At 73.6% G+C, this 20454-nt stretch carries 11 protein-coding genes, 1 tRNA gene, 1 rRNA gene, 1 pseudogene and 1 riboswitch; of the genes and pseudogenes, 7 read left to right on the top strand and 7 right to left on the bottom strand.

What is annotated here, in order from left to right:
* Positions 1-26: 26 nt before the first annotated feature.
* Together ACIQCH_RS04050 and ACIQCH_RS04045 are read left to right on the top strand one after the other, a co-directional pair.
* Positions 27-100, top strand: a tRNA-Met gene (locus tag ACIQCH_RS04050).
* 322 nt (positions 101-422) lie between these two features.
* Positions 423-555, top strand: a riboswitch (cyclic di-AMP (ydaO/yuaA leader).
* 10 nt (positions 556-565) lie between these two features.
* Positions 566-1609, top strand: a complete 1044-nt coding sequence (locus tag ACIQCH_RS04045) for a M23 family metallopeptidase (protein ID WP_402577691.1) — start codon at positions 566-568, stop codon at positions 1607-1609.
* A gap of 25 nt (positions 1610-1634) precedes the next feature.
* On the opposite strand, the pseudogene ACIQCH_RS04040 reads toward ACIQCH_RS04045, so the two are convergent.
* The 4 genes and pseudogenes from ACIQCH_RS04040 to ACIQCH_RS04025 form a co-directional block, all read right to left on the bottom strand.
* A pseudogene (locus ACIQCH_RS04040) lies at positions 1635-2474 on the bottom strand (PrsW family intramembrane metalloprotease); the annotation flags it as partial.
* A 42-nt stretch (positions 2475-2516) separates the two neighbouring features.
* Positions 2517-3293 (bottom strand): tRNA (guanosine(46)-N7)-methyltransferase TrmB, encoded by a 777-nt coding sequence (trmB, locus tag ACIQCH_RS04035; protein WP_402577689.1) that lies wholly within the window; start codon positions 3291-3293, stop codon positions 2517-2519.
* Positions 3294-3302: 9 nt separating this feature from the next.
* A complete protein-coding gene (lhgO, locus tag ACIQCH_RS04030) occupies positions 3303-4499 on the bottom strand; it encodes an L-2-hydroxyglutarate oxidase (RefSeq protein WP_402577687.1) in 1197 nt (398 codons plus the stop codon).
* 440 nt (positions 4500-4939) lie between these two features.
* Positions 4940-6559 (bottom strand): sporulation protein, encoded by a 1620-nt coding sequence (locus ACIQCH_RS04025; RefSeq protein ID WP_402577685.1) that lies wholly within the window; start codon positions 6557-6559, stop codon positions 4940-4942.
* A 597-nt stretch (positions 6560-7156) separates the two neighbouring features.
* Between ACIQCH_RS04025 and ACIQCH_RS04020 the strand changes: the two genes are divergently transcribed.
* On the top strand, positions 7157-9271 hold the full coding sequence (locus ACIQCH_RS04020) for an asparagine synthase-related protein (RefSeq protein WP_402577683.1): 2115 nt from the start codon (positions 7157-7159) through the stop codon (positions 9269-9271).
* Positions 9272-9447: 176 nt separating this feature from the next.
* On the opposite strand, the gene ACIQCH_RS04015 is transcribed toward ACIQCH_RS04020, so the two are convergent.
* Together ACIQCH_RS04015 and ACIQCH_RS04010 are read right to left on the bottom strand one after the other, a co-directional pair.
* Entirely contained in the window at positions 9448-11415 is a 1968-nt protein-coding gene (locus ACIQCH_RS04015; protein ID WP_402577681.1) for a sigma-70 family RNA polymerase sigma factor, read from the bottom strand.
* Between the two features lie 240 nt (positions 11416-11655).
* Positions 11656-12435 carry a TetR/AcrR family transcriptional regulator gene (locus tag ACIQCH_RS04010; protein WP_402577679.1) on the bottom strand — a complete coding sequence of 260 codons (780 nt, stop codon included), beginning with the start codon at positions 12433-12435 and terminating at the stop codon, positions 11656-11658.
* Positions 12436-12773: 338 nt separating this feature from the next.
* Here ACIQCH_RS04010 and ACIQCH_RS04005 point away from each other — a divergent pair, with 338 nt between their 5' ends.
* Positions 12774-14303: an NAD(P)/FAD-dependent oxidoreductase gene (locus tag ACIQCH_RS04005; protein ID WP_402577677.1), complete on the top strand. Its 1530-nt coding sequence runs from the start codon at positions 12774-12776 to the stop codon at positions 14301-14303.
* Positions 14304-14441: 138 nt separating this feature from the next.
* Entirely contained in the window at positions 14442-16370 is a 1929-nt protein-coding gene (locus ACIQCH_RS04000; RefSeq protein WP_402578277.1) for a SpoIIE family protein phosphatase, read from the top strand.
* 166 nt (positions 16371-16536) lie between these two features.
* On the opposite strand, the gene ACIQCH_RS03995 is transcribed toward ACIQCH_RS04000, so the two are convergent.
* Complete coding sequence (locus ACIQCH_RS03995) at positions 16537-17895, bottom strand: MFS transporter (RefSeq protein ID WP_402577675.1); 1359 nt, start codon at positions 17893-17895, stop codon at positions 16537-16539.
* A 116-nt stretch (positions 17896-18011) separates the two neighbouring features.
* Between ACIQCH_RS03995 and ACIQCH_RS03990 the strand changes: the two genes are divergently transcribed.
* Positions 18012-18554 (top strand): MarR family winged helix-turn-helix transcriptional regulator, encoded by a 543-nt coding sequence (locus tag ACIQCH_RS03990; protein ID WP_030209968.1) that lies wholly within the window; start codon positions 18012-18014, stop codon positions 18552-18554.
* A 654-nt stretch (positions 18555-19208) separates the two neighbouring features.
* Positions 19209-20454, top strand: a 16S ribosomal RNA gene (locus tag ACIQCH_RS03985); the annotation flags it as partial.

Genomic DNA, 20454 nt, shown 5'->3' with positions numbered 1-20454 from the left:
CGGATGGCGTAAGCTGGTGTCACCGACGCGGGGTGGAGCAGCTCGGTAGCTCGCTGGGCTCATAACCCAGAGGTCGCAGGTTCAAATCCTGTCCCCGCTACTGAAGACGAAGGCCCGGATCCATGGGATCCGGGCCTTCGTCGTGTCCGCGCACCGTCCACCACGTTCCGTAGCCGAAAGGGCGCGCTCCGCACAGCTGCTGAAGGTGCGTCAGGGGTGGGATCCGGCCGCGCGGAGACCCTCCGGGGCGGCAACTCGTCCCTATTTTTCCTGTGGTAGGGCATAAGTCGTGGCCAAAGTCGGTCACGTACTGCTGAGTTGACCGGAAGGATCATGGCGCGGCGCTTGGAATCACTCACCGTTGTCTATTACCGTTCGATAACGCAGCGCGGCTGTCCCAGCCGTCGTCAGTGACGGCACCGCGCGCGTGCGCGCCGAATCCCGTGAGGGAACCGGGGAACCACCACCATGGGGTGCATCGGGCCCGCCGGCCCGTAGGAGACCTTCCTGCTCCGAACCCGTCAGCTAACCCGGTAGGCGAAGAAGGAAGGAAAGGAGCGCCCCCGTGGCGTCCAACGGGCCTGCCGCCGACATCCCCCCGTCCTCCACGGACCCCGCCGCCCCCGAGGGCGCCGGCGCGTGGGGCGAGTGGAACCCCACCGAGGACTCCGTACGCCCCGCCGGCGGCCGCCACCGCGTCGTCAAGCAGCGCAACGGCCTGGCCCGCAGCTCCACCGTCCTCGGCGTCGGCATCATCGCCGCCGTCGGCGCGGGTGGCATCGCCACCGCCCAGGACAAGCCCCCGGTCGCGATATCCATCCCCTCGCTGCTCCCGGACGAGCTGCCCGACGTCCTCCCCGACGCGCTCACCGGCCACGCGGACGCACCCGGGACCACCACCGCCGTCGCAGCCCCGCTCACCGGCGCCGGGGTCACCCCCGCCCAGGCCGCGCGGGGCACCGACGCCGGCGAGGCGCTGCGCAACCGGATCCTCCAGCAGGCCGAGTCGCAGGCCGACGCCGCGGCCGCCGAGGCCAAGGCCGCCGCCCAGCGCGCCGCCGAGGAGGCCGCCGCGGCCAAGGCGAAGGCGGAGGCCGAGGCGGCCCGCGAGCAGGCCGAGGCCGCGGCCGCCGCGAAGGCCGCTGCCGAGAAGGCCGCCGAGGAGAAGGCCGCCGCGGAGAAGGCGGAGAAGGAGCGGCTCGCGAAGCTGGCCGGCTCCTACACCCTCCCCACCTCCTCGTACACGCTGACCTCGCACTACGGCGACGCCGGCTCGATGTGGTCCTCCGGCCACCACACCGGCCTCGACTTCGCCGCCCCGACCGGCACCCCGGTCAAGGCCGTGCACGGCGGCACCATCACCTCCGCCGGCTGGTCGGGCCCGTACGGCTACCGCATCGTCCTCAAGCTCCAGGACGGCACCGAGCTCTGGTACTGCCACCTGTCCTCGATCTCGGTCGCCTCGGGCACCGTCGAGACCGGCCAGACCATCGGCCGGGTCGGCGCCACCGGCAACGTCACCGGCCCCCACCTGCACCTCGAAGTGCGGATCGACGGAGCGACGGCGGACCCGCTGGCCTGGCTGGCCGACCGCGGGGTGAACGCATAGCGGGGACGAAGACGGCCCCCGGCCACCGCCGGGTCCGCACCGCCAGCCACGCCAGCAGGCCGAAGACCGGCACCATCACGGTCCCGTAGACGACGTAGAAGCCGTACTCGCCGAACTCCGAGGAGCTGTTCCACAGAGCGTGCACGGCCATGGCCGCCGCCAGCCCCGCCGCCGGCGGCCAGGTCCGGGCCCGGCGTCCGCGCCCGACCCCCCGCCCCGGCCCGTACGCGTACCCGTACGCCGCCCAGCCGAAGCCGAGCCCGGTCCACACCGTGAACAGCGGGTGCGCGAAGGGCGACAGCACCGCCCGGACGAAGAAGGTCGCGGCGGTCACCGATCCCATGACGGACGTACCGGTGCCCAGGTCCTGCCCGAAGGCGTTGCCGAGGTAGAGGATGTTCTCGGTGAACGCGAAGCCGGTCGCGGTGAACCCGGCCACCACGATCCCGTCCGCGACCCCCCTGAACTCCCGCCCCCGGAACAGGAACACCAGCAGCAGCGCGCCCGCCTTCGCGAACTCCTCCACCACCGGGGCGATCACCACGGAGCCCAGCAGGTCGGCCTCCGCCGGGTCGGCCGCCGCGGATATCCACCGGGTGGCGAAGCTGTTCGCCACTATGGCGATCAGCGCCGCGGCGCAGGCCCCCCAGACGAAGGCGAACAGGTGCTGCGGCCAGACGCCGCCCCCCGGCCGCGTCCGCCCCAGCCAGTGGAACACCGCCATCAGCGGTGGCACCGGCAGGACGGCGAGACCGAGGCCGACGAGGAACCCCTGGGTGCCGGTCTGTTCCCGAACGAGTTCGAGGATCAGCACTCCGGCGGCCGCGAGCAGCCCGATGGACGCACGAGACAGGACCCGGAACACGCCACGACGGTAGCGGTCCGGGCCCTGACCGGAGGGCGGGTTTCAGTTCTGGATACGCCGGAAGAGGAGGTCGTGTACGACGTGCCCCTTGTCCAGGCCCTGGCCCTCGAAGCGGGTCAGCGGCCGGAAGTCCGGGCGCGGCGCGTAGCCGCCGCCGGGCACGGTGTTCTCGAAGTCCGGGTGTTCGGTGAGGACTTCGAGCATCTGCTCGGCGTAGTCCTCCCAGTCCGTGGCGCAGTGCAGGATCGCGCCCGGGGCCAGCCGGGTGGCGGCCAGCGTGAGGAACTCGGGCTGGATCAGCCGGCGCTTGTGGTGCCGCTTCTTCGGCCACGGGTCCGGGAAGTACACGCGCATGCCGGCGAGCGAGTCCGGCGGCAGCATCTCGCGCAGCAGGATGATCGCGTCGCCGTTGCCGACGCGGACGTTGGTCAGGCCGGCGCGCTCGGCGAGGCCGAGCAGGTTGCCCTGGCCGGGCGTGTGCACGTCGATGGCGAGGATGCCGGTCTCCGGGTCCTCGGCGGCCATCAGCGCGGTGGCCTCGCCCATGCCGAAGCCGATCTCCAGCACCACGGGCCGGCCGTCGAACATCTTGTCGAGGTCGAGCACGTCGCGCCCGTCGATGTCGAAGCCCCACGTGCTCCAGAGCCGCCGCAGGGCGTCCTCCTGGCCGGCGGTCACCCGGCTGCGGCGCGGCTGGAAGCTGCGGATCCGCCGCTCGTGGTGGGATCCCGCCGGGTCGGGGGCGGGGCCGTCGGGGAAGCGGGGCTGGACGCGCCAGACCGGGGGCGGCTTGGGCTGGGGGTTCTGCGACTCGGACACCGCCCGATTCTACGGGCGCGCCGCGACCAGGGCCCGGCGGGCGATCTCACGGCCGATCGGGAGGGAGGCGGTCGCGGCCGGGGACGGCGCGTTCAGCACGTGCACCGTGCGCGGGGCCTCGCGGATCAGGAAGTCGTCCACCAGGGTGCCGTCCCGCAGCACCGCCTGCGCCCGTACGCCCGCGCCGGCCGGTGTCAGGTCGGCCTCGGTGGCCTCCGGCAGCAGCCGCCGGACCGCGGTGGTGAAGGCCCGCTTCGACAACGAGCGCCGGATCTCGCCGGCGCCGTACCGCCAGTGCCGCCGCGCCACCCGCCACGTGCCCGGGAAGGCCAGCTCGTCCGCCACGTCACGGGGCCGGACCGTGCCCCAGCCGTACCCCTCGCGGGCCAGGGCGGGCACCGCGTTCGGTCCCACGTGGACCCCGCCGCCGACCCCGCGGGTCAGGTGCACGCCGAGGAACGGGAACGCCGGGTCCGGCACCGGGTAGACCAGGCCGCGTACCAGCTCGGGCCGGGCCAGGTCGTAGTACTCGCCCCGGAACGGCATGATCCGCATGCCCGGGTCGTCCCCGGCCAGCCGCGCCACCCGGTCGCACTGCAGTCCGGCGCAGTTCACCAGCGCCTTGGCCCGGACGACCGTGCCCGCGGAGGTGCCGACGGCGACCCCGTACGACCGGCGGGAGATGCGCACCGCCTGCGTGCCGTAGAGGACCTGCGCCCCCGAGGCCTCCCCGAGGCGCTCCGCCACCGCTCCGAAGTCCGCGATCCCCGTCGTGCCGACGTGGATGGCGGCCAGACCGGCGACGTCCGGCTCGTACTCGGCGATCTGGGCGGGGCCGAGCTCCCGCACCGGGATCCCGTTCTCCCTGCCGCGCTGGACCAGGGCGTGCAGCCGCGGCAGCTCGTCCCGGCCGGTGGCGACGATCAGTTTGCCGGTCACCTCGTGCGCGATGCCCTGTTCGGCGCAGAACTTGACCATCTCGGCCGCGCCCCCGACCGCGAAGCGGGCCTTGAGCGAGCCGGGGCGGTAGTAGATCCCGCTGTGGATCACGCCGCTGTTGCGGCCCGTCTGGTGCCGGGCCGGGCCGGACTCCTTCTCCAGCACCACCACGCGCGTCCCCGGTGCGAGCCGCGACAGGGCATAGGCGGTCGACAGTCCGACGATCCCGCCGCCGATCACCACCACATCGCAGTGCACGCGCTCCATGCCACCTCCCACCCCCGATACTGCACCCCCGCACTGACAACCAGTGCCCAGGGCCCCGGGTGGTCACACAGGTCCGGCCACGAAGATCACGTGGGCTGCGCCACGTCGGCGGGGGACCTGTCGGGGTGGCGTGTGCGGCGCGGATGCGGGTACCAGGTCGACCGACTCGGGGGAGTGCCGCGCCGTGGTGTGTGGGGGAGGTGCTTGAGGCGGTAGGGCAGGCTGGTCCGGAGGCAGGCCCGGGCCTGGGGTGGCCGGAGGCCAGGGGCGGAGCCCCCTTGCCCCAGGGGTGGGCCTGCCGCAGGGCCTGCAGGCCCTGCCGGGTCAAGCACCGAGGGGACCCACACACCACGGAGCGGCCCCCGGCACACCGAAGCGCCCCTCCCCCCCCCACGACGGCTGTGTGGTGCAGCAGGCCGCCCCGCGCACCGTGCTGGCGGCTACGCCGGGGCCACCAGCAGCGGCCTGGCCCGCTCGCGCAGTTCGGCGACCCGGGGCTCGTCCCCGTACGGCTCGAGGCGGTGCAGCAGGTCCCGCACGTACTCCGTGGTGCGCGCGGACGAGATCCGCCCGGCCACCTCCACGGCCCGCGCGCCCTGCGCGCACGCCGCGTCGAGGTTCCCGGACTCCAGCTCCGCGACCGCGCTCACGACCAGCCGTAAACCGTGCGAGCGGACGTACTCCTCCGTCGGCCGCGACAGCGCCTGCTCGGTGAACCGGCGCACCTGGCGCGGCAGTTTCAGGTCGCGGTAGCACTCGGCCGCGTCCGCCGCGAACCGGTCGTACGAGTAGAAGCCCAGCCACGACGGGTCGTGGTCGCCCTCGCGCGAGCGCTCCAGCCAGCCCTCGGCCGCCCGCAGCGCGGCGCCCGCGGCCGCCGAGTCGCCGGCCTTCGCGTGTGCGCGCGCCTCGACCAGGCGGAAGAAGCTCATGGTGCGGGAGGTGGCCAGGCCGCGGTTGCGTTCGATGGCGGCCTGCGCGAGGTCCACGCCCTCGTCGGGGAAGTCCCGGTACGTGGCCTGCAGGGACATGGAGGCCAGCACGTATCCGCCGAGCGGGACGTCCGCCGCCGCCCGGGCGAGCCGCAGCGCCTGGATGTAGTAGCGCTGGGCGGCCTCCTGCTGGCCGGTGTCGAAGGCCATCCACCCGGCCAGCCGGGTCAGCTCCGCCGTCGCGCCGAACAGGGCCCGGCCGACCTCGTCCGAATAGGAGCCGAGCAGCAGCGGCGCCGCGTCCACCCGCAGGCACTCCGGGACCATCGACGAACGCCAGTCCCCGCCACCGTACTTGGAGTCCCAGCGCCGGGCGTCCTCGGCCGCCTCGCGCAACTTGGCCACGTCGCTGTGCCCCACCCGCTGCGGCGAGGTCTCGGGCGCGGGCGCCCCGGCGGCCCGCGCCGCCGGCCCGGACCGCACCCGGCCCGGGCCCGCCTGGGTCGGTACGGGTACCGGTCCGCCCGCGCCCGCGTGGGCCTGGGCGCCTCCGGTGCCCTGTGCGGGTACGCCGCCCGCTCCCGGTACCGGCACCCCCGGCCCCGCCGCGGACCCGCCGTCCGTCGGGGCCTCGGCGGCGGCCGGCACCGGCGCCTCCCGGGCCACCGAGCTGTCCGCCGGGGTTATCAGCCACCGCGACGCCGGCGTCGCGTACGCCGACACGGCGAACGACCCCGCCAGCGACTGCCAGATCCCGCCACCGCCGCGGCGCCCCGCGAGGTCCAGCCGGTACAGCTCGGTCGCCGAGCGCACCGCCGCCCCCACGTCGCGCGGGAAGGCCAGTCCGACCTCCGGTGCCGGGTCCGCGTCCGCCAGTCCGATCTCGTGCAGCGGCACCGGGCGGCCCAGCTTCGCGCCGATCGCGGCCGCGATCAGGTGCGGGGCGGCGCCCTGCGGGACCATCCCCTTGGAGACCCAGCGGGCCACCGAGGTCTTGTCGTAACGAAGCGTCAGACCGCGCTGCGCGCCGAGGTCGTTGACCCGCCGCGCGAGGCCCGCGTTGCTGATGCCCGCGAGGGCGAGGACGGCGCCGAGCTTCTCGTTCGGCTCGCGGAGCTCCCTGGACATGCGCCACCCCTCACGCAGACGGCCGCCGGGGCATAGGCGCCCGGCATTCGTAAACCCAGCGTAGTTCGCCGCATCCCAAGCGTTAAGGGCCCATCTGTCGTATGGCGGGATTGTTGTCCGTACACACGGTCGGGGAGGGGGGTGGCCCGGGGTGGCGTGCTCCTGTTGTGTGGCCGTGCGCCCGCACGTGCGCTCTGCCCCGACCCCCGACCGGACGTTTCCATGTGGGGTGCGTGGGTCGGCCCGCTGCGTGGAACCGGCGGGCCGGGGACACCGCCGCCTCAATCCCCGCGGGCGGCGGACCGGTCCGGGGGGCGGACCGCGCCTCCCGGACCGCGCATCTCACGCCTCGCGTGCACCGTGCGTCCCGTTCGTCCTCGTCCGGCACGGAAACGACGGGGGAGCGGTGGGGGAGCGGCAGGGAAACGGCCGGGCGAAGAATGGCCGAATCCGGCCTATGGAGCGGTCGGTGCGGATCGCCAAATACCGCGCGGGCGGGGCGTGTTCGTTTGCATGTGCGCCCCCCTTCACGCCTCTCGCACGCCTGTCTCGTGGCAGCATGGACCCGAACTTGTCCACAGTCTGTGGAGGCGGTCGATGCGCTGGTTGGTGGGCTGGAGCAGTATCGCCGCAAGCTTCGGCACGGCCGGCCGCCTCGCCGACACCGTCCGGGGAGGGTTCGCGGACTCCGACGACGCGGGCGAGGACGCCGCCCGCACCCTCCACCCCGTCGGCGCACAGCTCCTGTGGGGCGACCCCGACCCGCTCTGGGCCGTCGGGGACTGGCGCCCGGACGAGATCCGCACCGTCGTCGCCGACCCCGCCGACCCCTTCACCCGGCTCGCCGTCCTCGGCTGCTGCGGGGCCGACGACGCCGAGCTGCGCCGCGGCCTCTACGCGGCGCGCGGGGGCGCACTGCGGCACCTGACCGCGTGGCCCGGCAGCTACACCGCGGTCGTCCAGGCGGGCCGCCGGATCACGGTGGTGGGCGACCTCGCCGGCGCGCGGCCCGTCTTCCACACCCCGTGGGCCAACGGCACCGCGTACGCCACGGCGGCCCTCCCGCTCGCCGACCTCATCGAGGCCCAGCTCGACATCGGTCACCTCGCCGCCCTGCTGGCCTGCCCCGACAGCCCCGAGGCCCTCGGCGACGGCACGCCGTACACGGGCGTGCGGCGGATCCCGCCCGGCCACGCCCTGATCCTGCGCGAGGGTTCGCGCGAGATCACCGGGTACGAGCCGGTGGCCTCACTGGCCGTGGCCGCTCCGGCGGCCGACCCCGAGCACGCGGTGGAGGGCGTGCGGGAGGCCCTCGTGGGCGCCGTACGGGCCCGGCTGACGGCGCCCCGGCACGCCCCGGACACGCTCCCGTACGACCCGGGGCCCGTCCCCGGCATGGGGCCGGCCGACCGGCGCGCGGCCCGCGGCGGACCCGCGCCCGGCATCGGTGCCGACCTCTCCGGAGGCAGCGCCTCCGCCACCCTCGCGCTGCTGGCCGCGGGCCTGCCGGGGGTGCCCGGGACCGTCCTCGGGCACGGTGCGGGCGCCGGCGAGCGGCTGCTGGCCGTCACCTTCAACGACCTGGCCGCGCCCCGGGGTCGTGAGGCCGAGCTGGAGCGGGCCCGGGCCATCGCCGCCGACCCCCGGCTGCACCACGTCGTCGTCGCGGCCGGCGAGGAGGCCCTGCCGTACGCCGACCTCGAGGGCCCGCTCACCGACGAACCCGGCCCGTCCCTGGTCACGGCTGCCCGGCACCGGCGGCGGCTGGCGGCCGGCAGCGCTGACCACCTCACCGGACACGGCGCCCGCCAGGTCCTCGACGCCCATCCGGCGCGGCTGGCCGACCTCCTGATGGACCGGCAGCGGCGCCACCTGGTCAAGCCGGTGGCCGCCCTGGCCCGGGCCGAAGGCCCCTCGCTGGCCGTGCCGGTGACCGTCTACCTGGCCGCGCGACGGCTCTCCCGCACCTCGTACATGTCCGGCCTGCGGGACGCGGCCGCCCGGCTGCGCGGCCACCGCGTCGACGCCGACGAGCCCACCGGGGCGGTGGCGTCCTCCCTGGCCGCGCTGGCCTGGTCCCGGCCGGGACCGGCGGCCCGCTGGCTCACCGGCGAGGCGCTCGCGGAGGTGTCGATCAGACTCGAGGCGGCGGCCGGCCGGCCGCCGCTCTCCCTCCGGCCGGGGGAGGCCCGGGCCCGCGCGGCCCTGGCCCGGTACGCGGCCGACCACCGCGTCTTCGAGCAGGCCGCGGAGGTGCGGAGCCAGCGGCTGCACGCGCCGTTCCTCGACAACCAGGTGGTACGGGCCGCCCGCGCGCTGCCCGAGTCGCTGCGGGTGCAGCCGGGGGCCCGGGCCGCGGTGCTGCGGACCGTGCTGGCCGGCACGGGCGTGCGCGAGCTCCCGCCGGGCTGGGGGGCCGTCACGCCGGAGGGCGCCTCGGCGCGGGTCGGGCTGCGGCTCGCCCAGGACCCCCTGCTGGACCTCTTCGAGGCCCCGCTCCTCGCCGACGCCGGCCTGATCGAGGCCCGCGTCGTCCAGGACGCCCTGCTCGCCGCCGCGGCCGGCTCCCCCGTCCCCCTCGACGGCCTGGCCGACCTCGTCTCCCTGGAACTCTGGCTCCGCCGGCTCCTGGCCCGCCGCGGCACCTGCTGGACGGGCACCTCGACCCCTCGCCGCCGAGCCGTCCCCGCGGTCCCCCGCCCCGCCCTCTGACCCGGTCCCGTGCCGCTCCGGCGCCGGCCTTCCCGGGGCGGAGGCCCGGGAACGGTGGAAGGCCGGGGAGAGGAGCAGCCCCGCAGGGCTCCCGCGGCGGCCCGCCGAACGAGGGAGCAGCCCCGAAAGCCCGGGCGCGCGTCCGGGCAGGGGCCGGCGCAGCGCGCCCGCGGCGGTCAGCGGCAGGCGATGACGGCCTGGGCCCAGTCGCCGAAGAGGACCGTCCCGGCCCCGGACTCCCGCTCGACGACGAGCCGCAGCGTCCGGGCCCCGTCCACCCCCACCCGCACGGGCACGGCCTGATCGCCCACCCCCAGCGCAGGGCTGTGCCACAGCCGGGCCCCGTCCGCCCAGACGGAGAACCGCAGCGTCCCCGGCCCCGCCGAGAGCCCGTCGACCCCCACCCGCGCGGAGAAGGCCTCGCAGGGCCGGTTCAGGTCGATGGTGACGGCCGACCCGGCGTGCACGGTGACCCCGTTCGCGTACCACCGGTCGGCGATCCGCACCCCCCACCGCTGCCACACCCAGCTGCTGCGCCAGGTGTCGATCTCCGGCCCGGTGTGGTCGCCGAACACCGACTGCCGCAGCGCCGCGAGCCGGTACGCCCGCACGGACGTCGTCGGCGGCTTCGTCGGGCTCGGGCTCGGGCTGGGGCGCAGGCTGGGCTTCGGCTTCGGCGTCGGCTCGGAAGGCGTCGGGCGCGCCGCGGGACGCGACGTCCGCGGCGAGGGCTCGGGCTCCGGGGAGGCCGGCGTGAGCCGTGGCGCCGGCGCCGACCGGCGCGGGGCCGGCGCGGACCGCTCCGCCGCCGGCACGACCGCCCGCGGCACCACCGGGGGCGTCGGCCGCCCCGGCCGGGGGGCCTCCGTCACCGGCGCCACGCTCTGCGCCGGCCGGGCCGTCGCCTGTGGTTCGGGATCGTCGCCGGTGAGGGCGAACACCACGCCCGCAGCGGTCGCCACCGCGAGCCCCGCCGCGATCGCCGCCTTGGCCGGCAGCCCGAGTCCCTCGGAGACCGCCGCGGCCCCCACCCCCGATCCGCCGGCGCCCGCACCCCCGACGGAGGCCGACGCCCCGGCGGCACCCCCCGCCCCGGCGCCCGTCGCCGCGGCCGCCGCGCCGGCCCCGGCAGCGCCCGCCGCCCCGCCGGCCACGACACCGGCCGCCTTGGCCGCGTACCCGGCGGCGAACCACCCGATGACCGCGACCGGCAGCAGCGCGGGGATGCCCGCGTTGACGTCCTTGAGCTCGCCCGCCGCGATCCGGCAGCGCGCGCACTCCTCCAGGTGCTTGCGCAGCCCCCGCTCCGCCCGCATCCGCAGGCCCCCGCGCGCGTACGCGCCGAGCCGGTCGGCGTACCGGGCGCAGTCACCGCCCGCGGTGAGCGCGGAGCTCACGTGCGCCTGCAGGTACGCCTGCTTGAGCCCTTCCCGGGCCCGGCTGGCCAGGACGGCCGTGGCGTTGGGGCTGAGGCCGAACAGCGGGGCGATCGCGCTCGGCGAGGCCTCCTCGACGGTGGTGTGCCACAACACCGCCTGCCACCGCTCGGGCAGGCTCCGGAACGCCCGCACGGCGAGCGTCTGCTCGGCCTCGTGCATGGCCCGGACGTCCGCGCCGAGCCCGAGCTCGTCGGTGGAGGAGGCCGTGCCGACCGGAGCGGCCGGGCCGCGGGCCGCGGCCTGCTCCGCGAAGAGGGCGAAGTCCTCGACGAGCTGCTCGCGCCGGGCGGTCCTCGTCCACGCGGCGGCCACCCGCCGCACGGTGGTGAGCAGGTACGCGCGGACCGCCTGGTCCGGCCCGGCCCCGCCGCGCACCGCCTGGAGGGTACGGGCGAACACCTCGGCCGTGAGGTCGTCGGCGGTGTCGGCGTCCCGGCAGCAGGTACGGGCGTACCGGCGCACCGCGGCGGCGTGCCGGCGGAACAGGTCCTCGTACGCGCCGTCGTCGCCGGCCCGCACACGGGCGATCAGGTCGCCGTCGGAGGACGGGAGTTCCGCGGCGGTGGCGCCGCTGCCGCCGCCGCGCTGGGCCGGTACCTGGCGGGTGGGGAGCCCTCCGGCCGCCGCGTCGTCGACGGGGGCCGCGACGGCGTCCGGGGCTCCGGCACCGCCGAACGACTCGTCCCGCCCGCCGTCACCACTCATCGCGGAAGCCCCCGAACGACACATTCCGGCCCATGTACGCGGCCAGCGTGTCACACGGGCGCGGGGGTCGTGGCCCCGATGACCGGTATCCACTCGTCCGGGCACACTTCGGCCAACGACCGTACCGCCCCTCACCCGTTCGAGTGCGCGCACGTTCGACGCCCCGGTCCCACCCCCGAAGGGGCGGGACCGGGGCGTCGTGAGGAACTTCCGACGGGACCGCGCCGTGCGCGGCCCGGATCAGACCGCGCTGCGCGAGCGCAGGCCCTCCAGCAGGATGTCGAGCAGCCGCGCGGAGGCGGCGGCCTGCTGCGCCGGGTCCGGCAGCGCCGGCGCCGCGGTGGCGATGACCAGCAGCACGTCGGCCACCGTCACGTCGGTCCGCAGCTCACCCGCGGCCCGGGCCCGGTCCACCAGCCGGCCCACGACCTCGAGCAGCGCACCCGCGCCCGCGTCCTCGGAGACCTCACCGACGCCGCGCGGCGCGACCACGCCCGTCTCGGAGGCGCCCCGCTGCTGCGGTACCCGCGCCTCGTCGAGCAGGCCGTCGGCCGCGACGTCCGTCTCCTCCGCCTCGTCCTCGACCCGCACCCGCAGCACCTGCGGCGGGAGCAGCCGGCCGGCGCCCGAGGCGACGGAGGTCCGCAGGAAGCGCGACAGCGCCTGCCACGGCTCGTCCTCCTGGCCGAGCGCGGTCCGCGCCTGCTCGGTCAGCCGCGCGGTCTCCTCCTCGGCTATCCGCCGTACCAGGACGTCCTTGCTCGGGAAGCGCCGGTACACGGTGCCCACGCCGACGCGCGCGCGGCGTGCGACGTCCTCCATGGGAGCGCCGTAGCCGAGCTCGCCGAACACCTCGCGGGCGGCGCGCAGGACGTGTTCCAGGTTGCGCTGTGCGTCCACGCGCAGCGGAGTCGAGCGGCCGATCGTCGTACCGGCCGTCCCCGTCCCGTGCGCGAGCGTGCGACCGTGCCCCTCGGTGGTCAGGGCGGTCGCAGAGCCATGGAAATCGGAAATGTTCATATGTTTCCCCCGGTAATCATTTGTCTCCCCCCGGAGACTCCCCGCCTTCGTGCCAGGAGGGCCACGGTCACTGAGCGCCCCGGCCGACACCCGGCGAGTAACGAACATAGTTGAGCCAGAGTCAATTCAGAAGAGGGGACTCCGGACCGGGCGCCGCCCGATCGGAGCATTCTCCCCCACTTTTCCGATTCCGCCCCTCCGATCGAGTCCCTCCTCCCGCTCTGACCTGCGGAACTCCCCCCTCTCGAGCCCCAGTGGGCAGGCCGCCACAAGGACGACCTTCGGTCACACAATCTGCCGGGCCTGTGGACAAACTCCCAGCCACGTTGCGTCATGGGATGGTGAAGGCTGCATACACCCGGGGATCCGGCCCCGGCACCGCGTCCGGCCCGCGCATCCTCATCGTGGGCGGCGGCTATGTCGGCATGTACACAGCGCTGCGTCTCCAGCAGAAACTCGGGGACGGCGAAGCCGAGATCACCGTCGTGACCCCAGAGCCCTACATGACGTATCAGCCCTTCCTGCCCGAAGCGGCCGCGGGCTCCATCTCCCCCAGGCACGTCGTGGTGCCGCTGCGGCGCGTCCTCGACAAGTGCCGGATCGTCATCGGCGAGGCCCAGCGCATCGACCACGCCAAGCGCACCGCCACGGTCACCACCCTCGCCACCGAGGAGGAGGCCGCCGGTCCCGTCGACATCGAGTACGACGAGCTGGTCCTCGCCCCCGGCTCGATCTCGCGCACCCTCCCGGTCCCGGGCCTGGCCGACTACGCCATCGGCTTCAAGACGGTGGAGGAGGCCATCGGCCTGCGCAACCACGTCATCGAACAGATGGACATCGCCTCCTCCACCCGCGACCCCGAAGTCCGCGCCGCCGCACTCACCTTCGTCTTCGTCGGCGGCGGCTACGCGGGCGTCGAGGCGCTCGGCGAGCTGGAGGACATGGCCCGGTACGCCGCCCGCTACTACCACAACATCACGCCCGAGGACATGCGTTGGATCCTGGTCGAGGCCAGTGACCGGATCCTCCCCGAAGTCGGCCCCGAGATGGGTACGTACACCGTCCGCGAGCTCCGCCGCCGCAACATCGACGTACGGCTGGAGACCCGCCTGGACTCCTGCGCCGACCGGGTCGCCGTCCTCAGCGACGGCGCGCGCTTCCCCACCCGCACGGTCGTCTGGACCGCCGGCGTCAAGCCGCACCCCCTCCTCGCCGCCACCGACCTGCCGCTGAACGAGCGCGGCCGCCTCAAGTGCACCCCGCACCTGACCGTCGACGGCACCGAGCACGCCTGGGCGGCCGGCGACGCGGCCGCCGTCCCGGACGTCACCGCCGACGACGGACGCGAATGCGCGCCCAACGCCCAGCACGCCGTCCGCCAGGCCAAGGTCCTCGCCGAGAACGTCCTCGCCTCGCTGCGCGGGCAGCCGCTGACCGAGTACTCCCACAAGTACGCGGGTTCGGTCGCCTCGCTCGGCCTCCACAAGGGCGTCGCCCACGTCTACGGCCGCAAGCTCAAGGGCTACCCCGCCTGGTTCATGCACCGCGTCTACCACCTCAGCCGGGTGCCGACCTTCAACCGCAAGATGCGCGTGCTCGCCGAATGGACCCTCGCCGGCCTCTTCACCCGTGAGATCGTCTCGCTGGGCTCGTTGGAGCACCCGCGCGCCGAGTTCGAGCTGGCCGCCGGCGGCGCCCCCCGACCCGGACCCGAGGACCTCTCGGCCGACTCGGCACCACCCCCGCCGGCGCCCGGCACCGCATCGGCTTCCGGAACGGGTAGCCCACCGGGGCCGTCGTCGGGCACGCTCGGTGCGGACCGTCGGCCCGACCCGGAGGCGGACGCCTCCGGGGGCGGGGCCGACTGACCCGTCGGTCCGGTCGGCCACGCCGGACGTGTGACCATGGGTGTGCCCGCACCTGCACAGAGTGATCACGACCGGCGACGGCCGACCCCGGCTCAGCGAGACAGCGACCCACGAGCGACACCACGAGGCTTGAACGCAGTGAACTTCACGCGCTGGAGCGCCCGCTTCCCCGGCACGCAGCGCCGCGCCGCGGCGCGGTCCGAAGCGGCGGCCGCCCGTGCCAAGCGCGGCGAGGGCTCGGTCCCCGCGGCCCGCGGCCGCAGCCAGGACCCGCCCGCGCCCGACCGCACGGCGCAGGACCGGACCGGTACCGACCCCCGGGACCCCCGGGACGTACGCGACCCACGGGACCCGGCCGCCCCGGCCGACCCCACCGTCGCCGGAACCGGCAGCGGCAGCGGAACATCCCCCGGTACCGACACCTGCACCGGGGGATCCGGCGCCCCCGTGCCACCCGCCGCCGGCTCCGCGGAGGACCCGGGCACGTGCCCGGGCGCGGACACCGCCACCGCCACCGCGCTCCTCACCGTCCCCTCCCTCGACGACCTGTCCGCCAGCCAGGTCATCGGCAGCCTCCCGTCCCTCGTCGCCCTCGTGTACGGCCCCGAGCACCGGGTCGCCTACGTCAACGACGCCTACACCGCCGGCTTCGGCCCCCGCCCGGCCGGCACCCCCGCCCGCGACACCCTTCCCGAGTTCGCCGACCTCGGCCTGCACCCCCTCCTCGACCAGGTGCTGCGCAGCGGCAAGCCCCGTACGGTCAAGAACCGCAAGGCCCCCGGCGGCAGTTCGTACACCGTCACCTGCACCCCGGTCACCGGCCTCGGCCACGGCATCCCCGACGCGGCTGCCGACCCCGACGCGACCGGCCCCGCCTGCGGCGTCCTGGTCCACCTCGCCGACGTCACCGACCACGCCGAAGCCGTCGAGCGGCTGCGCGCCAGCGAGCGCCGCCAGCGCGAGGCCGCCGTCACCCTCCAGCGCTCCCTGCTCCCGCAGGAGCTGGAGCAGCCCGACGACCTGCGCATCGCCGCCACCTACCAGCCCGGCGGCACCGAGGCCGCGGTCGGCGGCGACTGGTACGACGTCATCACCCTCGGCGCCGGCCGCACCGCCCTCGTCATCGGCGACGTCATGGGCCGCGGGGTCCGCGCCGCCGCGGTCATGGGCCAGCTGCGCACCGCCGTGCGTGCGTACGCCCGCCTCGACCTGCCCCCGCACGAGGTGCTCCAGCTCCTCGACGGCCTCGCCGCCGAGATCGACGCCAGCCAGATCGCCACCTGCGTCTACGCCGTCCACGACCCGAACGAGGGCCGGCTCGTCTACGCCTCCGCGGGCCACCTCCCGGTCCTGGTGCGCGACGCCGACGGCACCGTGCACCGGGCCGAGGACCACACCGGCCCCCCGCTCGGCACCGGCGGCTGGCTGCACTCCTCCGGCACGATCCCGCTCGGCCCCGGCGCCACCGCCGTCCTCTACACCGACGGCCTGGTCGAGCGGCGCGGCGAGGACATCGACGAGGGCGTGGCCGCCCTGGAGCGCGCGCTGTCCGGCGCCCAGGGCACGCCGCAGGTGATCTGCGACCGGCTCATGCGGGCCCTCGGCGTCGGCGCCGACCACGACGACGACGTGGCGGTCCTGGTCCTGCAGCACCCCACCCGCACCGGGTCCGACGCCGAGCTGTTCCACAACGCCGCCCTGGACCTGCTCGGCGGCATCGAGGCGGCCCCGCGCGCCCGCGCGTTCGCCCAGGGGGTGCTCACCTCCTGGCGGTTCCCGGTCGAGCTGTGCGACCTGGGCGTGCTGGCCGCCAGCGAGCTGGTCGCCAACTCCCTCCAGCACGGCACGCCCCCGATGCGGCTGCGGCTGCGCCGCACCGACCGCCGCCTGATCATCGAAGTGACGGACGGGGACGACCACCTGCCGCGGCGCCGCCGCGCGGAGCCGGCGGACGAGGCCGGCCGGGGCATCTCGATCGTCGCCACCATCGCCTCGTCGTGGGGATCGCGCCGCACGCCGGGCGGCGGCAAGGCGGTGTGGTGCGAGTTCGCCCTCCCCCAGGCGTAGGCGGCATACGTATATACGTGTGGTCGAGCGTCGGGCGACAGCCGTAGTTTCTGCCCATGGAGAAGGCCCCCTGCCCGGGCGGGCGAGGGGGCCTTTCCTACGTCGCGCCGGGCCGCCGTGGTCGGCGGCGTCGGCGCACGGGGTCCGTGAGCGGCGGGGGGTCCGCTCACATGCCCCGCGCGGCTCCGGCGGCGACGGGCTCGGCACCGGCCGGGGCGACGGACTCGCCGGCGGTGGCGGACCCGGCCTCGGCGGCCGGGCTGTGCTGGGCCACGATCCGGCTCGGCCGCAGGGCCGAGAACGGGCGGTCCTGGGCGGCCGTGAGCTGCCGGCCCAGCCGGAGCGCGAGCCAGGAGAAGCCGAGGCAGAAGACCACGAAGGCGGCGATGTACGGCGCGGGCAGCATGGCCCCGAGCGGCACGCCGACCAGCGGGCCCACCACGAGGGCGATCTGCTTGACCATGGCGAAGGCGGAGTTGTAGAGCCCGACCTTGCCGTCCGGTGCCAGGTCGGCGACCAGCGGGGCGACGGTCGGCGACAGCATCGCCTCGCCGAGGCCGAAGAGCGCGTACGTCGAGACGAACGCGGTGGCCGCCAGGGCCGGCCCGCCGCCGGTCAGCCCGGCGACGCCGGCGATGACCCAGGCGGCGGTCCAGATCAGGCCGACGATCGCGATGACCTTGGTACGGCTGGCCCGCTCGACGAACCGCAGCACCGCGAACTGGGCGACGACGATCACGCCGGTGTTGGCCGCGAGCGCGAAGCCGAGGGTACGGGGGGCGATGCCCGCCTCGGTGCCGTAGGCGGTGAGGCCGGACTCGAACTGGCCGTAGCAGGCGAAGTACATGACGAAGCCGAGCAGGCACAGGTAGACCATCGGCTTGTGGCGCAGCAGGGCGCCGAGCCCGCTGCCCGCCGGTGCGGGGTCCTTGGGCGCCGACTCCTTGAGCGTCGACGCCTGCGGCAGCCGCACGGTGGTGATGATCGCCGCCAGGGCCAGGAACATCGCGGTCTCGATGGAGAACAGCAGCAGGAAGCTGCCGGGCCGCGAGACGTCCACGATCAGACCGCCGAGCAGGCCGCCGATGCCGAGGCCGAGGTTCTGCATGAAGAACTGCAGGGCGAAGGCGCGGGTGCGGGTCTGCGGGGTGGAGACGTTCACGATCATCGTCGCGAGCGCGGGCTGCATTGTTGCCTGGCCGGCGCCGAGGACGACGGAGCAGAGCAGGACCGCGGCGACGCCGGAGGACAGGCCGAGGGCGAGGGCGCCCGCGGCGGCCGTGAAGGCGGCCGCGATCAGCACCGGGATCGGACCGCGGCGGTCGATGGCACGCCCCGCGAAGGGGAGCGTGAGCACCGCGCCGACGGCCAGCGCGATGAACGACGCCATGGCCCAGAAGGCACCCAGATGGCGCACCTCCGCCACGTACACGTAGAGGAACGGCACCGTGAAGCCGATGCCGAACGCACTGATCGCGTTGCCCGCCTGGATCCGGCCCATCGCCGTGCCCATCACCCTGGTCACCTTTCACCACCCTAGTCAGGAGTTCCGGTCCGAAGACTTCAACTCTAAAGTTCGATGCTTAAGAGTACACATCGAAGGAGTTAGACGCCAACGTGGGGCGTGCGATACTTCGCGGCATGGGTGACACCCCCGACCAGATCGGTACGAACGGCCTCGCCGAGCCGTCCCTCGACGAGCAGATCGCGGTCTACCAGCGCGAATTCCAGGACCTCGACCCGCAGGTGGAGAAGGTCGTCTCGGCCCTCCAGCGCGTGAACCGGCGGATGAACGTCGCGTACGGGCGCCAGACCTCGGCCCTCGGCATCAGCAACGCGGAGTGGGAGGTCCTCAAGGCCCTCGTCCTCTCCGGGGCGCCGTACCGCATGGGCCCGAGCGAGCTCGCCAAGCAGCTCGGCCTGACGCCGGCCGCCATGACGCACCGGATCGACCGCATGACCGCCGAGGGCCTGGTCACGCGCGAGCGGGACGAGTCGAACCGGGTGCGCGTCATCGTCGAGCTCACGGACGAGGGCCGGAGCAAGTGGCTGGACGCGATGCGCATGGCCACGGTCTTCGAGGAGGAGCTCCTCCAGGACCTCTCTTCGGAGGAGCGGGGGGTGCTGGGCGACATGCTGACCCGGCTGCTCGCCCGAGTGGAGGAGACCCAGGCGAGGGGTTAGATCCCCCGTCGAGGTGGGTAGGGAGGTCGGGTTGACACGGGCCTCCCGAGTCCGTAAGGTTCTTCGAGTTGTCACGGGGCCGGAACGGTTCTGCGACAACACATCCCGCCGCCTCGTTGCGGCACCCCAACTCAGCAAGATCTCCCAGCGGGAGTGAATTCGGCATGTCCGAATTCATTTTCGAGGCCCGATTAGGGGCCGCCCGGGAAATCCGCTAGAGTTCGGGAGTCCCGAGGGCCCAACAGCCCGACAGGACAAACCCGCTGACTGGGAGTCAGGCCCGAAAGGATCTGATAGAGTCGGAAACGCCGAAAGGGAAAAGCCCCCCGAGAGGGAAACGGGCCGGAACCGGAAAGCGCCGAGGAAATCGGATCGAGAAAAGATCTGATAGAGTCGGAAACGAAGGAAGCGCCCGGAGGGCCCGGAAACGGGAACAAAGGAAGCGACCGCACCTTGAGAACTCAACAGCGTGCCAAAAGTCAACGCCAGATTGACAACCCCGGCTCACATTAGTGAGTTGAGGTTCCTTTGAAAGTCCACCGGCCTCAGTGAGGCGGGTGGCAACATACACAGCGAGGACGCTGAGAACAGTCGGTCATATTCCGACATGACTGTTCCGCTCAACGCGAGTGTCTACCCGATTACGGGTCAACATTCACGGAGAGTTTGATCCTGGCTCAGGACGAACGCTGGCGGCGTGCTTAACACATGCAAGTCGAACGATGAAGCCCTTCGGGGTGGATTAGTGGCGAACGGGTGAGTAACACGTGGGCAATCTGCCCTTCACTCTGGGACAAGCCCTGGAAACGGGGTCTAATACCGGATACCACTCCTGCCTGCATGGGCGGGGGTTGAAAGCTCCGGCGGTGAAGGATGAGCCCGCGGCCTATCAGCTTGTTGGTGGGGTAATGGCCTACCAAGGCGACGACGGGTAGCCGGCCTGAGAGGGCGACCGGCCACACTGGGACTGAGACACGGCCCAGACTCCTACGGGAGGCAGCAGTGGGGAATATTGCACAATGGGCGAAAGCCTGATGCAGCGACGCCGCGTGAGGGATGACGGCCTTCGGGTTGTAAACCTCTTTCAGCAGGGAAGAAGCGAAAGTGACGGTACCTGCAGAAGAAGCGCCGGCTAACTACGTGCCAGCAGCCGCGGTAATACGTAGGGCGCAAGCGTTGTCCGGAATTATTGGGCGTAAAGAGCTCGTAGGCGGCTTGTCACGTCGGATGTGAAAGCCCGGGGCTTAACCCCGGGTCTGCATTCGATACGGGCAGGCTAGAGTGTGGTAGGGGAGATCGGAATTCCTGGTGTAGCGGTGAAATGCGCAGATATCAGGAGGAACACCGGTGGCGAAGGCGGATCTCTGGGCCATTACTGACGCTGAGGAGCGAAAGCGTGGGGAGCGAACAGGATTAGATACCCTGGTAGTCCACGCCGTAAACGTTGGGAACTAGGTGTTGGCGACATTCCACGTCGTCGGTGCCGCAGCTAACGCATTAAGTTCCCCGCCTGGGGAGTACGGCCGCAAGGCTAAAACTCAAAGGAATTGACGGGGGCCCGCACAAGCAGCGGAGCATGTGGCTTAATTCGACGCAACGCGAAGAACCTTACCAAGGCTTGACATATACCGGAAAGCATTAGAGATAGTGCCCCCCTTGTGGTCGGTATACAGGTGGTGCATGGCTGTCGTCAGCTCGTGTCGTGAGATGTTGGGTTAAGTCCCGCAACGAGCGCAACCCTTGTTCTGTGTTGCCAGCATGCCCTTCGGGGTGATGGGGACTCACAGGAGACTGCCGGGGTCAACTCGGAGGAAGGTGGGGACGACGTCAAGTCATCATGCCCCTTATGTCTTGGGCTGCACACGTGCTACAATGGCCGGTACAAAGAGCTGCGAAACCG

This window comes from Streptomyces sp. NPDC093225, assembly GCF_044753805.1.
In the GTDB taxonomy this organism is placed as follows: domain Bacteria; phylum Actinomycetota; class Actinomycetes; order Streptomycetales; family Streptomycetaceae; genus Streptomyces.
The sequence above is the reverse complement of the archived record's forward strand: the minus strand, read 5'-3'. Positions and strand labels throughout refer to the sequence as shown.